Origin of the sequence: Klebsiella sp. H-Nf2 (assembly GCF_002806645.1) — a bacterium.
GTDB classification, from domain to species: Bacteria; Pseudomonadota; Gammaproteobacteria; order Enterobacterales; family Enterobacteriaceae; genus Klebsiella; species Klebsiella variicola.
Genome location: NZ_PIBL01000022.1, coordinates 15792 through 28176 on the forward strand (window position 1 = coordinate 15792; position 12385 = coordinate 28176).

A 12385-nucleotide genomic window follows, 5' to 3' on the forward strand; every position below is an offset into this window, starting at 1 on the left:
ACTTCGACGCGCTTCGTCGGTGGTGTCGTGACGCTGATCTTCACGATTGAGCTTTTTCACCCTGCAATTCACCACCACGAAGCGCGCAGGATTTCCATTACATTTCAGAAGAGGCGCAGTCTGCCGGCTTACCTGAAAGCGCCGCGGTAAACTCGCTGAAACTCAGCGCCTCCTCACCTTCAGAGAGGCTTTCAAAATAGTCTTCATATGCTTTATCCATACTCATTTCTTTCCCTTAAGGCCGGGCAGCCGAACGTTGAACCTGCTGCGATTGATATTGCTGTCATCTCATCCGGTGTTTCGTATGCCGCCGGCAGCTACTTCGTGGGCTTCCTGCCTCGATGACTTGCTGCGATGGAATGATTAAAGCATTGGTTTATGCTTGATGTCAACATTGGATTTATACAGATGCAAACTTTTGCTTTAATCGAGACAGGGGAGCTGTTGGAGTGATTGAGGCTGCGCGGCAGGCAAAAAAAAACCGGCATTTGCCGGTTTCATGGGGTGAGATCAGAGATGTTAGTTAGTGTCGCTAGCCTTAAATCGACCACGGAGATATTTCTCAACATAATCATCGATTTCTTTTAGGCGGACTTCAAACGTATCAATCATTCTCTCTTGTTCAGCCTCAGGTAACTGCCTAAACAGACGTAACATTTTGCTCTCATTTGGCTTGAGGCCTGAATCTTCAGATACTTTCTCTCCAAGCAACCAAGTTACAGACACATTGGCAGCTTCCGCGAGGGCAATCGCGGACTTTTTACTGATTACTCCTTTCTTAAACCACCCATTCACCGCTTGAGGTGTAACTCCAGCAATGCGAGCCATATCCGCCTTGCTGATCCCTCTTTGAGTAATTTCTTCCAAACGAGCAATCAGTTGGTTGTTGAGTTCTTCAGTGTTTTTCATAAGCCCATTGTAAAGGTTTAGTTTATAGCCACAATAAATTAAAAATTTGCATTGAATATAAACCTATGCTTTATTATGCCTAACTTAACGAGGAGATAGATATGACAGCCCTTGATAACGCAATTCGAGTAGCTGGCTCAGCCAATAAATTAGCATCAACGCTTGGAGTAAGCGGCATGGCAGTAAGTCAGTGGAAAACAAAAGGTATTGTGCCTTCATCGCGAGTTTTACAGGTTTTTAATGCAACGGGCGTTACGCCTCATGAATTACGTCCTGATCTATATCCGAATCCGACGGATGGAATACCTAAGGAGTGACCATGCAAACCACCTCTTTTGAAAATCATACTCCGGTGATGAGTATGCAACTGAAAACGGAAAATCAGTATTTGCCCCGTCGGCGTGACGGCAAGAAATGCCGAGCCATTTTGGCCGCCGTTCAGGAATGGGAGTCCTCATTACCTGGGCGTGCGCAAGACCACGTCGCGCAGCTGGTGGCCGAACAGTGGGAGAAACAAAACGGGCGCGGTATCAGCGTCAATAAACAAAATCTGTATCGCTACCTGAAAAACGAGGGCGGTTCAGAGAAGTACACCAGTTATGTCATCCAGCTTTCGGCGGCGATCGCTGATGCAATGCCGATAGAGATCGCGCGCAAACATGGCCTAAAACATGGCTTAACTGAAACTGAGCTGGTGGCCAATGCGATCAAAGAATGCAGCGAAGCGCACCAGGCCAAGTTACTTGGCGCACCTCTGCAGAAACTAGAGCGTGAAATACGGGAAGCTGCAATTGCACTTTTTAACATGCTCCCTGCAGATGCGGCGGGACCACTACTGGCGAGCATCAGCGCCGTAGCGCCGCAGTTTTTCTAATCGAGTTTTGACAATGACCACCAGCACCAGCTGGTTAATAAGAGGTTTCAGATGGCCCGCATCAGAACAGTTAAACCTGAATTCTGGACAGATGAGAAGGTGGTGGAATGTTCAATTCCAGCGCGTCTCCTGTTTATCGGGTTGTTCAACTTCGCCAACGATATGGGATGCCTTGAGCGTTCGCCAAAACGGTTGAAGATGCAAATCTTCCCTGCGGACGCGCTCGATTGCGAACCACTAATACAGGAACTGATTACTCATGGATTACTCACTGAGTATTCAGTGAATGATGTCTGCTATTTGCAGATTAAAGGTTTCCTTAAGCATCAAAAAATAAACAGGCCTTCGGCCTCAAAAATACCTCTTCCGCCAGAATTCACTGAGTCTAAGGCAGGAAAGGAAGAAAAGAGAGCTCCTAATCAAGGAGGGCTCCATGAGGACTCAGTGAATCCTCATGGAGGACTCACTGACGGAAAAGGAAGGGAAGGGAAGGGAAAAGGATCAAACCCCACTCTCTATGCGCACAAGGGAAATGTTTTTCAGGAACCTCAGTATCTGCCTGGAGTGGATATTCCGATCGGGAAATTCGCCATGCACGACCTTTGGCTACCGTCACAGGACTGGCCGCGACTGGCTGCTACCTGGGGAATAGCGCTTCCCGAACCGGCATACCTGCCGACAGAGCTGGCAGAGTTCACCGCGTACTGGAAATCCGAGGGGAAAGTGTTCACTCAGGTTCAGTGGGAGCAGAAATTTGCCCGCAGCGTGATAAATGCCAGAGCCAAATCCAAACCACAACCAGCAACCGGAGGTAACGGCAATGCAAGAATTCAATCAGTTAACACCGCATCCCGGGCAGTCCAGCAAATTCAGGAAGCCAGAGAGCTCTGGGAGAAGCAACGCGGACTTGCTGGCGGCGGATACTGCATGGCGGCTATGGACGGTCATGGGGGAGATATTCTCGAACCGGTGGACCCAGAAGAACGGGGCGGCTCCCTCGGATATGTGGATTGCCCAGATTGGATCGATGAGTGATGCCCAGATTACCCTGGTCTGCCGCCAGTGCATGGAACGCTGCGCCGCGGGTAACACATGGCCACCGGATCTGGCTGAATTCGTTGCGCTGGTTTCGGCGAGTGGAGCCAACCCATTCAACCTGACGTCCGAAGCTGTGATGGCTGAATACAAGCGCTGGCGCAATGAGTCTTATCGCTTTTCGGGCAGCGACAGATATCCCTGGAAACAGGACGTGCTGTATCACATTTGCGTTGAGATGCGCAGAACGGGAGTTGAGCGAAACCTCACAGAGGGGGAACTAAAAAAACTGGCAGAAAAATTACTTACGAAGTGGGCGAAGCACCTGGCTAATGGATTCTCGATCCCGCCGATTCGCCGACAGCTTGAAGCGCCGCGACATCCGGCTGGGCCTACACCAGCACAGCTTCTGATGGAAGAGTACAAACGCCGCAAGGCGGCAGGTTTAACCAAGTAAACGAGTTTTGACCATGACCAAACAATCAAAAACCAAAGTAACCAAAGCACAGATGGTGCTTGCCATCGTTAGCCGGACGCCAGAATGCGTCCTGCAGGATGTCTGCGATGCGCTCGACTTGCAAGCCAGTACAGCAGGTAACTTGCTGCGGCAGCTCCATGCCGCGGGAAAACTCCATCGTACCCATAACGGCTACCAGTATGTCTATCGAGTGGTTGCAGGCTTTGAGGTTCCCGATGTTGCCCTGCCGCAGGCTGCAACACAATTATCTGAAGAAGATGTGAAAAAAGTCCAGGACGCACTGTCCCTGGCGAAGACCCTGGAAGACAAAAAGCTGTGGCGCCGGGCTGCGACTGTTTACACATCGACGCTTGGGATGGCTACAACAGCAAACGAACTCTGGTTGCTTGCCAAAATGCGTAACCGCTGCCTGCGCAATGCGGCGAGGTGCTGATTATGCCTTAAACAAAATCAACAGCAGCTGGTACGGGATGTCAAAGCTAAGTTTAATTATTCCGGGGTTAGGCAAAGCTAAGATGTCCGCTGAGTGCCAGGAGTGGACGTTGCCCATACACATCGATGCAATGAAAACTAGTATTCATGGGGAAGGCCAGAATGTCCCTGCGTTTTTCAAAGAACGCAGCTAAGAGCTCGTATCACCCCACAAATATCTGCAAGTGTGACCTTATGAACTAAGCATATCTAAACCTTGCTCTCCACATACCCGTTTCCAATGGACTTAGGCTTTGTTGATGAAATCAGATTCTGAGCGAACATCTCTGTCGCCGGTTGCGTTTTCAGGCAATACATACTCTTTCAGGCATACCTGCCTTTTTCATTTTGTTCTGCGCATACACCATGGCCATTGGCTCCTCAAACCGGCTATCGGAATCACTCAGCATTTGTAGACCGCTGAACAGTTGTTTTACCTTGTATATCAATAATGCAAAATCACACACCAAAAAAAAGATAAAAATTAGACTGATAGGAAAAATTCAATGAGAATGGTCTTAAATATCTTGACTGCCAGTGAGGTTTTGTTTTATATGTGGATCTGCGAATTTAAAAGGATAAGTTGAAATGAGCGAAAGGAAAAAAATCGAAGATCAGGCTCTTCTCTATCATTTAACATGTATGGATAATCTCCCTAATATTTTAGACACAGGATTAAGATCCCGTGCGTCAGTAAAAGGCGAGTTTGTTGATGTGGCCGACGGAGAAATAATAACAGGTCGCGAAGCTTTAAATTTGCAAACAATGGTTCCCTTTCATTTTTTTACTAAAAATCCATTTGATGGAAGAGTTTTGAAAGACCATAAAGAAAAATCATTTTGCATTATTTCGGTTAGACGAATATTTGCCAGTAAAAATGGTTGGAAAATTATTCCTAAACATCCATTATCCGCCAGTTCTGCTGTCAGCCTCTTAGATTATGAACAAGGGATGACTCAAATTAACTGGGAGCTTATGAATACAAGGGATTATAAAAATGCAGAATGCAAATCTGTGTGTATGGCTGAGTGTTTATCAAGTGTAACGGTAGAGCCGGAAAATTTTTGTTGCATCTATGTCAAAAATGACGACGAAAAAAAATATGTTGAAGACTTGATAAAAAAACAAGGATTAAGTATATTTGTAACAGTCAACTCTTATATGTTCTAATTCTATGATTAAGTATGCAAGCGGAAATCTTCTAACTTCTACATCTCAGGCTCTTGTGAATGCTGTAAACTGCCAAGGAGTCATGGGAAAGGGTATTGCTTTGGCTTTCAAAGAAAGCTTTCCCAATAATTTCGAAGTTTACAAAAGAGCTTGTGGCACTGGTACAATGAAAATTGGACAGGTTTTACTTGTTGAAGAAAAGGGAAAGATAATCGTAAACTTTCCCACTAAGGATAGTTGGAGAAAAAAATCAACATATGATTTTATCTCGCAAGGCCTTGAATCTTTAACAAAGTCCATAGTCGAAAGAAAAATCACATCAATATCAATACCACCTTTAGGGTGTGGTAACGGGGGTCTCGCTTGGAATAAAGTTGAAGCTCTTATTTTGAAAGCTTTTCAAAGTTTAGATAATGTTGAGGTGGTAATTTACCCGCCTGCAACTAATAATCAACTGTCAAAAAATAAAAACATTATTAATGCTAAGCATCTTTTGGTTCACTATGCCTATGGGAAATTAAAAGTTAAGCAAAAATTCTCCCTTTATACAGTTTTTTATATTTGCGAATGTATTGAGAAAGCAAATCTTTTCTTATTCGATTTTAAACATGGGCGGCCATATTCTTCTGAGTTAGAAAATGTTATGAAGGATATAGCAAACCTTAAAGTCGAGTTGCAGGACGATTTTGACTCTTTTATTGAAGATTATATTAACACTCATCAATCCAAAGAGTTACAAATCGAGTTTGGTAAGCTAATTTCAACTTTAAAGCCAAGTATCAGTTTGCTCAATGAGCTTAAAAATAAGGTTGATTATACAGATAGCGTACATGTGATCACGAGAATTGCCAATGAAAAAAATCATGGCTTGCATCTTGATGATTTCAAAGAAAATAAAAATATTGTGCAACAATTAATTAAAAATGGATTAGTAACCGAAGATATCTTTAAAGAACTAAAAATAAAGGGGAGTTAGCAGCGCTCTTTTATATTTTTCTGCTAAAATTGCGCAGCATCTCCTCTTTCGCATTCACTGTCAACGCAGGCACTCTTACTACAATTTTCCTATCAATTGCGGCACCATGACTTGTTTGTATAAGTGGTATCATGCTGAATAACGGGGATTGACCTGCTCCCCGTTCATTAATACACCGTGATGTTAATAATGTCTTCTTCAATAACATAAGCATATTCCCATGAAGAAGCTTTTTTCCGACGAACAGATCACCAGCTTCCTTTGAGAAACCGAAGCCGGGGTTTCTGCCCAGCAACTCAGCCCAAAACACACTATTTCGGACGCTACTTTCTATACTTGGCGCAAGAAGCTTGACGGCATGGAAGTATTCGAGGCGAAGGGGCTCAAGCTATAAGTATCTCAGAAAATCGCGCCAGTAACATTTGAAGCCCCCTTGTAATCTTATTAAGTCAACTTCCGCTCCTCGCTCGAAGCAGACCTTCATCCCATTCAGGTTGTCCGCTCTGTGCCAAGAGCGGAATCTGGAGCTATCAACGGTGTTGATCACCACAAAAATGACTGCATCCCTGTGATAGCGGATTTCGTCCTTTGTGGAGAAAAGATCAATCTAAACATGAGCATGGGTTAGCGAAAAGTGGCATTAAACGCTTGAACATTTCACCTAACAAGTATACTGTTTATTTATACAGTACTTGCGTGAGGAGCTAGTTATGAAAGTGGAAATCACAATTGATCGCCAAAAAAAATTGCCGGATGGCGCTGTGCCTGCTCTGGAGAAGGAGCTACTGCGGCGATTGGATCAAAACTTTAATAACTGCAGTCTTGTGATTCGTCGTGCCAGCTCCGATGGTTTGACCGTGCTTGGTGGAATGGACGGAGATAAAAAACGTATTGAGGAAATCCTGCAAGACACCTGGGAAAGCGCTGATGACTGGTTCTGTTAAGTTAAGGTCCAGTGGCTTGCCTGGTTTATTTTGAGGATTTTGCTGTGAGTAAAAAACAAGAAATGCCGAACACCGGCTATGCAATTATCAGATGCGACGATGGGGTGATCGTTGCTCGTCTTACATCCTTTCCTGTGTGCGAGCGCGCTTTAATGTACCGGCGCGGCGACACTGTTTCGTTTATGCCTTTGCAGCCGGATGAGATCGTGGGGACTCTCTCTCTTTTTTCACAGATGATTGAAAAGGCTAAGTCTGGAGTTGGTTACCAGGTTCCCCCTGGTTCTGTTACAATCCCGTCATAGGCCTGAACAACCTATACCTGCTGCGTCGCGGAGAGAAACCATGACGCAAACCCCCGAAGTATCAAAATCCCATCAGACTGGTGCTCCTTCATCGAGCGCCGGTTTGCTTTCGTCTTCAAAACTAACTTTTCGCCAGCAGGAAGTTTTCGATCTGCTGGTGGCCTACATCAATCAGCATGGCTACCCACCTACGCTATCTGAGCTGGCCGATATGCTCGGCGTTAGCTCGTCTAATGCTGTTCTGTTGCATCTACGTGCGTTAGAGAGAAAAAATTTTATAAAACTCTCTTGCCGTGTCTCCAGAGGAATTTCCATCGTCGGGCGAAAGGAGCCTATGCTCGCCGTGCAGCTGTTGCAGGAGATGATCGCTGAAGAACCCGGCGCGCGTGAAAGAGCGATTGAGTTTTTGCGACTGTTTGGTGATCAGCCATGAAGAAAAGTTGGTTTTTACACGAGCAACTTTCAGAGGCTGAGGCTACAGAGCTGGTGGAGCGATACCGTAAAAATAACTGTGTGGTTGAGAAGAGCTTATCCAGAGACTTTGCATCGTGGGAGATCCGCGTGCTGTTGCCGGAATCGAAGAAGCCGCCACGGATTGACAGGACCTACATACAGAAGATGTGGAGGGACTGATGCGAGCTTTGCTTAACGTGGATATTGCACGCCATCTTGGAATTGTGCTGCTTAAGCCGGGTAGTGAATTAATGCCGTTATTCGGTGCCGGCCGAGTTCTTGTTGAAATGCCGCCGGCAAGCATGAAAAAGATACCCAGCGGGCGTCTTCCTGATGCCCGGCAGCCGTTGCGGGATGATATGGGGCTCAGACCATTTTTCATGAAGAAGGCAGTTATCACTGCGGCTGGTGGGGTTAGTGCCCTCGAGTCATGGTTGCGTAGGCAGGTTAAAAAATGTCAGTGGACACATTCCGATTACCATCACCATGAGCTCGTCCCGTTTCGCCATTCGACGGGTGTAATCATCGCATGCTGGCACTGTGATAATGAGCTGAAAAACCAAACGGAACAAACCCTCGATCAACTCGTAGGTGTTAATAACGCTGACTGGATAATCGACACTGCCCGCATCGCGCTTGGGCTGGACGATCAGCGATCACTGTCACTGGCGGAGCTATGCTGGTGGGCGGTAGGCGCTGGGATTGGCGATGAAATTACAGAAGAAATGGCGCGCCGATCCCTGCGTATTAAAGACGATGGCATTAAATCGGTTTACAGGGAGAGTGAGATTGTTCCGTCGGTACCGGCCACCAGCATTCTTTCTCCCCGTCTCGAAAAAGCGATCAGACCAACGGCAATAACAACGCAGGGCAAACCTCTGGTACCTGTGAACGTCGATCCTGTTGCGCCGGCGACACTATTCGCCAGACCTAAGCGGATTCGATGGTTATCAGCTGACTTTATCTCATGGGTGAAAAAACAGCCGTGTATGTGCTGTGGGCAACCTGCAGATGATGCACACCATCTTATTGGCTGGGGGCAGGGCGGCGTAGGCACCAAGGCCCACGATGTTTTTACGATCCCATTATGCCGCAAGCACCACCGTGCTTTGCACCATGACCCTGCCGCTTTTGAGCGTGAATACGGCACCCAGCCGGTATTGATTATTAAATTGCTGGACCGGGCATACGCGCTCGGCGTTCTTTCCTGAGGAGCTTTAAAAATGAGAGATATGTACGAAATATTGGACCGTTGGGGAGCTTGGGCGGCTTCTGACAATAGTGGTGTTGACTGGCAACCCATTGCTGCTGGGTTTAAAGGTTTGCTACCTCATGGAAAGAAAACACGCCAGCAATGCGATGATGATGAAGGTATCATGATTGACGGTTGTATAGCGCGATTGCGGAAATATAAGCCAGAAGAGTATGAGTTAATTATTGCTCATTTTATTATCGGAATCTCCTTACGTAGCATCGCTAAGAAACGTAAATGCTCTGATGGTACCATCAGGAAAGAATTGCATAAGGCCATGGGGTTCATTGATGGTATCATTTCTATGATACTATAGTTTAAATGGCCGCATCGGCGGCCATTTTTTATGCTTTACGTTTTGAATTTGATCGAAACCTTTGCTTAGTTATTTCAGAGTTGAAATAGTCTTCATCCAAGAAGTTAAGTAACTCTTTTATTTCTTTTTTATTTGTTGGCATTTCTATTTTCTCGGAGCTTCCTGAGCCGGTCGTTTTTATAGGGAAGTTCAAAGTTAGCGCTGCGTTTTTTATTTCGGTTACAGTATGATTTACCAATATTTTAGATTTGTTTATTAATGTGACTTTTTTTCTTATGACGTTATCTGCAAGGGCTGGAAGATCAAACCCCACTGGTATATTAAAAACTGGTTGGTTTACAAAGTCAGAAATCTCTTGCTTTGTTGCTTCAGCAAAATAAGAACTCATATCAAATATGCTTCTCAGGTTGTTGAAGTTCCTGAACTTTATTTTATCTCCTTCAAGGATTGCAACTAATTTATCGTCTAGATTGAAACCCAAAAGATCTGACATCGTAAATGAATTTTTACTGAGCCATAAGTATCTTGACTCGTTAAGTATCTGTTTTTTTGAAAAGGTTTGGATTGCTATTTTGTCTTTCACTTGAGGATACGCAGGAGCCATAAAAAAAGCTGTTATATCATTAAGCCCAACATTTTTTGTCCACAAAGGCATTGCGGTGCTACGCTGAACTGCATCAAGAAGTATTTTTCCTTCATCAAAGTTATCTATATAACTACATTCATTATAGCTAGGGGTATATCCGGCTTCGAAAACAAGTTCCGTATTGTGATGACTTTCAAAAAGAGATAACTGGTCATCAAATATTTTTTTGATTTTGATGTCTGTTTGTCTGTCGGTATCAATACGATACACTTTCACAGCAGAGTTTTTATTCATCATTGCAAAAAGGCTCATATTATTTCCTTGTTACATGCATAAATGTGTAGTCTGTAAGTTGAATAACTTCAAAATCTCTGTTTTTTAAATTTGTAATAACTTCTTTGGATATCAACACAAATCCAACGCCAGTATCGTCTTCTGCTTCATAAAATTTAAATCCTAAAGCGGAGATAAGAGGGTTGAAATTATAGTTCTCAGAGAAACATATATAAACGATAAGAGATATATAGAAAAATACTGCATATTGCCATTTATCGGCGATTGAATCTGTCCCTAATAAAGGGAATAGATAACTCAAGAAATAATTGGTAACCTCTTTATTTGCAGGAGATATGGTCTCAACATTCTTATAAAGAGAAGGGAGGTTTTTATTTGCATAGTGTAGGAAAAAAATAACTGATATAAAACTAGCAAGACAGATCCCTAACGACCACCAAATAAGCCATGGCTTGTTTTTCATATATCCTATAAATATCAGCGTGATACCTACAGGAGCTATCGAACTTGCTGTTAAAAGAAACCTTGCAATTTTGTTCATTGAACACTCCCATGATACTGTTTTTTTGTACAGTATAAATCATGTGGATGTCTAATACATCATCCTTGTGAAAAAACACTATACACAAATGAGTAACGCGTACGCAAAAACTATCGTAATCTGTTAAGAGTGGTCACTTAGACACACAGCTTAAACATCAAACCTCGCCAAATGGCGGGGTTTTTTGCTTTTCAGGCCTAGGCTAGAACCTACTGATTAGGCTGGTTAGCTGGAGCCTGAGACCTATCCCTTATCTTTCCGCGTCCTTACTTACCTGGAAGTAGATACAATGAAAACGTTCAACAACTGGTTTGAGATACTGAGTTGAAGAGTTAGTAGTATGGAGACCCCCCTCTGTGCACCTTGCTGGGTTCTACTGTTAAGGCTTGGCGTTTATCAAACACAGGCAGTTATACATCTGACATTGACGCTTCGAATGTTTGGATCATAAATTATTGATGTGGTGAATCCCCCTATGCGGAGGGGCGACCAGTCAGTTACAGAAACCTGTAAATGCAGCGCGGGTCATGCCGACTGGGGCATGCTCACCGGGAGGCACCCGGCACCACACTGCCACTAAACATATTTAAGATTTATGGCAGGTTTACTTTTGCGGTTGCCCTTCTATGTTTATAGAACGTAACGGCAAAAGTGAATGCTTCCTGGTAAATCGGTAGCTCGGACTATTAGGAGTGCCTTCGTTTCGTTACTACCTAGAATGCCTACTTTCTGCCCGCCTTCAGGCGGGCTTTTTTACGCCATCAATAGTGCGCTTCAGAAAGAAAAGGTAAACATCATTTGAAGGCTGCGCTTTGCGTGGCCTTTCTTATTTCAGGCTCACGGGAATCATCATCGATACGGCTCGTTGTTAAATCAGCCCGATGGGCCTGACCCCCTACACGCACAAAGCACCCCGTTAACCCGGAGGTGGAGTATGTATCGAATGGACAAGCTAACAACAGGTATTGCCTACGGAACTTCCGCAGGTAACGCGGGGTTCTGGATGTTGCAATTGCTCGACAAAGTATCCCCATCCCAGTGGGCCGCTATCGGTGTTCTGGGAAGTCTGGTATTCGGCTTGCTGACATACCTGACGAATCTGTTTTTCAAAATTAAAGAAGATCGGCGAAAAGCTGCTCGAGGTGAATAATGTCTCCGACACTACGTAAAAGCGTTCTTGCGGCGGTCGGCGGCGGGGCCTTGGCGATTGCCTCTGCACTCATCACTGGCCCGACGGGTAATGATGGGCTTGAGGGAGTGCGATACGACCCTTATCAGGATGTGGTAGGTGTCTGGACGGTTTGTTACGGCCACACAGGTAAAGACATCATGCTCGGCAAAACCTATACCGAGGCAGAGTGTCGGGCGCTACTAAATAAAGACCTGAATACCGTCGCCAGGCAGATCAACCCTTACATCAAAAAACCGATCCCAGAAACAATGCGTGGGGCTCTGTACTCATTTGCCTATAACGTCGGTGCCGGGAACTTCCAGACCTCAACTCTGCTTCACAAAATCAACAAGGGGGACCAGAAAGGTGCATGTGATCAACTGCGCCGCTGGACCTATGCCAAAGGTAAGCAGTGGAAAGGACTTATTACCCGGAGGGAAGTTGAGCGTGAAGTTTGTTTATGGGAGCAAAGATGAATCGCTTAACTGACCTGCCCCCAGGATTAGATACAACCGTCAGTTAGTAAGGTCGGTTTGTTTACCTTCACATTTTCCATTTCGCCACCGTGCTGCAAACTCTGATGGCGTCTGATAATTCAGTGCTGAATGTGGAC

Annotated in this window: 18 protein-coding genes and 1 pseudogene; 15 read left to right on the plus strand and 4 right to left on the minus strand. The window is 45.0% G+C overall.

The features are described from left to right. Positions 1-97 precede the first annotated feature (97 nt). Together CWM58_RS29425 and CWM58_RS27280 are read right to left on the minus strand one after the other, a co-directional pair. Positions 98-220 carry a hypothetical protein gene (locus CWM58_RS29425; protein ID WP_014228882.1) on the minus strand — a complete coding sequence of 41 codons (123 nt, stop codon included), beginning with the start codon at positions 218-220 and terminating at the stop codon, positions 98-100. A gap of 299 nt (positions 221-519) precedes the next feature. Then, positions 520-909, minus strand: a complete 390-nt coding sequence (locus CWM58_RS27280) for a helix-turn-helix domain-containing protein (RefSeq protein ID WP_012542200.1) — start codon at positions 907-909, stop codon at positions 520-522. A 101-nt stretch (positions 910-1010) separates the two neighbouring features. On the opposite strand from CWM58_RS27280, the gene CWM58_RS27285 reads away from it, so the two are divergent. The 13 genes and pseudogenes from CWM58_RS27285 to CWM58_RS27350 all read left to right on the plus strand — a co-directional run bounded on the left by CWM58_RS27285 (position 1011) and on the right by CWM58_RS27350 (position 9180). Continuing rightward, positions 1011-1226, plus strand: a complete 216-nt coding sequence (locus CWM58_RS27285; protein WP_012542199.1) for a transcriptional regulator — start codon at positions 1011-1013, stop codon at positions 1224-1226. 2 nt (positions 1227-1228) lie between these two features. Beyond that, entirely contained in the window at positions 1229-1783 is a 555-nt protein-coding gene (locus CWM58_RS27290; RefSeq protein WP_014907826.1) for a toxin YdaT family protein, read from the plus strand. 51 nt (positions 1784-1834) lie between these two features. Beyond that, positions 1835-2818, plus strand: a complete 984-nt coding sequence (locus CWM58_RS29375) for a DnaT-like ssDNA-binding domain-containing protein (protein WP_100682197.1) — start codon at positions 1835-1837, stop codon at positions 2816-2818. After that, positions 2730-3275, plus strand: a complete 546-nt coding sequence (locus CWM58_RS27300) for a replication protein P (RefSeq protein WP_227520723.1) — start codon at positions 2730-2732, stop codon at positions 3273-3275. The genes CWM58_RS29375 and CWM58_RS27300 overlap by 89 nt, the downstream gene beginning before the upstream one ends. A gap of 13 nt (positions 3276-3288) precedes the next feature. Then, positions 3289-3729, plus strand: a complete 441-nt coding sequence (locus tag CWM58_RS27305; protein WP_100682199.1) for a hypothetical protein — start codon at positions 3289-3291, stop codon at positions 3727-3729. Positions 3730-4355: 626 nt separating this feature from the next. Further along, positions 4356-4937, plus strand: coding sequence for a DarT ssDNA thymidine ADP-ribosyltransferase family protein (locus CWM58_RS27310; RefSeq protein WP_100682200.1), 582 nt, complete (start codon positions 4356-4358; stop codon positions 4935-4937). A 4-nt stretch (positions 4938-4941) separates the two neighbouring features. After that, positions 4942-5913 (plus strand): macro domain-containing protein, encoded by a 972-nt coding sequence (locus tag CWM58_RS27315; RefSeq protein WP_100682201.1) that lies wholly within the window; start codon positions 4942-4944, stop codon positions 5911-5913. Between the two features lie 220 nt (positions 5914-6133). Next, positions 6134-6301, plus strand: a pseudogene (locus CWM58_RS27320) (transposase); the annotation flags it as partial. A gap of 322 nt (positions 6302-6623) precedes the next feature. Then, entirely contained in the window at positions 6624-6857 is a 234-nt protein-coding gene (locus CWM58_RS27325; RefSeq protein WP_023279529.1) for a DinI family protein, read from the plus strand. A 62-nt stretch (positions 6858-6919) separates the two neighbouring features. After that, positions 6920-7159, plus strand: coding sequence for a hypothetical protein (locus CWM58_RS27330; protein ID WP_050597314.1), 240 nt, complete (start codon positions 6920-6922; stop codon positions 7157-7159). Between the two features lie 40 nt (positions 7160-7199). Beyond that, positions 7200-7592 carry a DNA-binding protein gene (locus tag CWM58_RS27335; protein WP_040975733.1) on the plus strand — a complete coding sequence of 131 codons (393 nt, stop codon included), beginning with the start codon at positions 7200-7202 and terminating at the stop codon, positions 7590-7592. A gap of 199 nt (positions 7593-7791) precedes the next feature. Then, complete coding sequence (locus tag CWM58_RS27345) at positions 7792-8823, plus strand: DUF968 domain-containing protein (protein WP_100682202.1); 1032 nt, start codon at positions 7792-7794, stop codon at positions 8821-8823. A gap of 12 nt (positions 8824-8835) precedes the next feature. Next, on the plus strand, positions 8836-9180 hold the full coding sequence (locus tag CWM58_RS27350) for an antiterminator Q family protein (RefSeq protein ID WP_100682203.1): 345 nt from the start codon (positions 8836-8838) through the stop codon (positions 9178-9180). Positions 9181-9208: 28 nt separating this feature from the next. Here CWM58_RS27350 and CWM58_RS27355 read toward each other — a convergent pair whose 3' ends face one another. After that, on the minus strand, positions 9209-10078 hold the full coding sequence (locus CWM58_RS27355; protein WP_020317678.1) for a Kiwa anti-phage protein KwaB-like domain-containing protein: 870 nt from the start codon (positions 10076-10078) through the stop codon (positions 9209-9211). Position 10079: 1 nt separating this feature from the next. Further along, the gene (locus CWM58_RS27360; RefSeq protein ID WP_014228897.1) at positions 10080-10601 is read right to left on the minus strand and encodes a hypothetical protein; all 522 of its coding nucleotides are present in this window, start codon (positions 10599-10601) and stop codon (positions 10080-10082) included. A gap of 934 nt (positions 10602-11535) precedes the next feature. Between CWM58_RS27360 and CWM58_RS27365 the strand changes: the two genes are divergently transcribed. Further along, positions 11536-11751 carry a class II holin family protein gene (locus tag CWM58_RS27365; protein WP_021462597.1) on the plus strand — a complete coding sequence of 72 codons (216 nt, stop codon included), beginning with the start codon at positions 11536-11538 and terminating at the stop codon, positions 11749-11751. Continuing rightward, positions 11751-12248 carry a lysozyme gene (locus tag CWM58_RS27370; RefSeq protein WP_086512198.1) on the plus strand — a complete coding sequence of 166 codons (498 nt, stop codon included), beginning with the start codon at positions 11751-11753 and terminating at the stop codon, positions 12246-12248. The genes CWM58_RS27365 and CWM58_RS27370 overlap by 1 nt, the downstream gene beginning before the upstream one ends. Positions 12249-12385 lie beyond the last annotated feature (137 nt).

Excerpts from the sequence above, each read along its gene's own strand:
- CWM58_RS29425 (WP_014228882.1), bottom strand. The coding sequence starts at position 220 with ATGGATAAAGCATATGAAGACTATTTTGAAAGCCTCTCTGAAGGTGAG.
- CWM58_RS27280 (WP_012542200.1), bottom strand. The coding sequence starts at position 909 with ATGAAAAACACTGAAGAACTCAACAACCAACTGATTGCTCGTTTGGAA.
- CWM58_RS27285 (WP_012542199.1), top strand. The coding sequence starts at position 1,011 with ATGACAGCCCTTGATAACGCAATTCGAGTAGCTGGCTCAGCCAATAAA.
- CWM58_RS27290 (WP_014907826.1), top strand. The coding sequence starts at position 1,229 with ATGCAAACCACCTCTTTTGAAAATCATACTCCGGTGATGAGTATGCAA.
- CWM58_RS29375 (WP_100682197.1), top strand. The coding sequence starts at position 1,835 with ATGGCCCGCATCAGAACAGTTAAACCTGAATTCTGGACAGATGAGAAG.
- CWM58_RS27300 (WP_227520723.1), top strand. The coding sequence starts at position 2,730 with ATGGGGGAGATATTCTCGAACCGGTGGACCCAGAAGAACGGGGCGGCT.
- CWM58_RS27305 (WP_100682199.1), top strand. The coding sequence starts at position 3,289 with ATGACCAAACAATCAAAAACCAAAGTAACCAAAGCACAGATGGTGCTT.
- CWM58_RS27310 (WP_100682200.1), top strand. The coding sequence starts at position 4,356 with ATGAGCGAAAGGAAAAAAATCGAAGATCAGGCTCTTCTCTATCATTTA.
- CWM58_RS27315 (WP_100682201.1), top strand. The coding sequence starts at position 4,942 with ATGATTAAGTATGCAAGCGGAAATCTTCTAACTTCTACATCTCAGGCT.
- CWM58_RS27325 (WP_023279529.1), top strand. The coding sequence starts at position 6,624 with ATGAAAGTGGAAATCACAATTGATCGCCAAAAAAAATTGCCGGATGGC.
- CWM58_RS27330 (WP_050597314.1), top strand. The coding sequence starts at position 6,920 with ATGCCGAACACCGGCTATGCAATTATCAGATGCGACGATGGGGTGATC.
- CWM58_RS27335 (WP_040975733.1), top strand. The coding sequence starts at position 7,200 with ATGACGCAAACCCCCGAAGTATCAAAATCCCATCAGACTGGTGCTCCT.
- CWM58_RS27345 (WP_100682202.1), top strand. The coding sequence starts at position 7,792 with ATGCGAGCTTTGCTTAACGTGGATATTGCACGCCATCTTGGAATTGTG.
- CWM58_RS27350 (WP_100682203.1), top strand. The coding sequence starts at position 8,836 with ATGAGAGATATGTACGAAATATTGGACCGTTGGGGAGCTTGGGCGGCT.
- CWM58_RS27355 (WP_020317678.1), bottom strand. The coding sequence starts at position 10,078 with ATGAGCCTTTTTGCAATGATGAATAAAAACTCTGCTGTGAAAGTGTAT.
- CWM58_RS27360 (WP_014228897.1), bottom strand. The coding sequence starts at position 10,601 with ATGAACAAAATTGCAAGGTTTCTTTTAACAGCAAGTTCGATAGCTCCT.
- CWM58_RS27365 (WP_021462597.1), top strand. The coding sequence starts at position 11,536 with ATGTATCGAATGGACAAGCTAACAACAGGTATTGCCTACGGAACTTCC.
- CWM58_RS27370 (WP_086512198.1), top strand. The coding sequence starts at position 11,751 with ATGTCTCCGACACTACGTAAAAGCGTTCTTGCGGCGGTCGGCGGCGGG.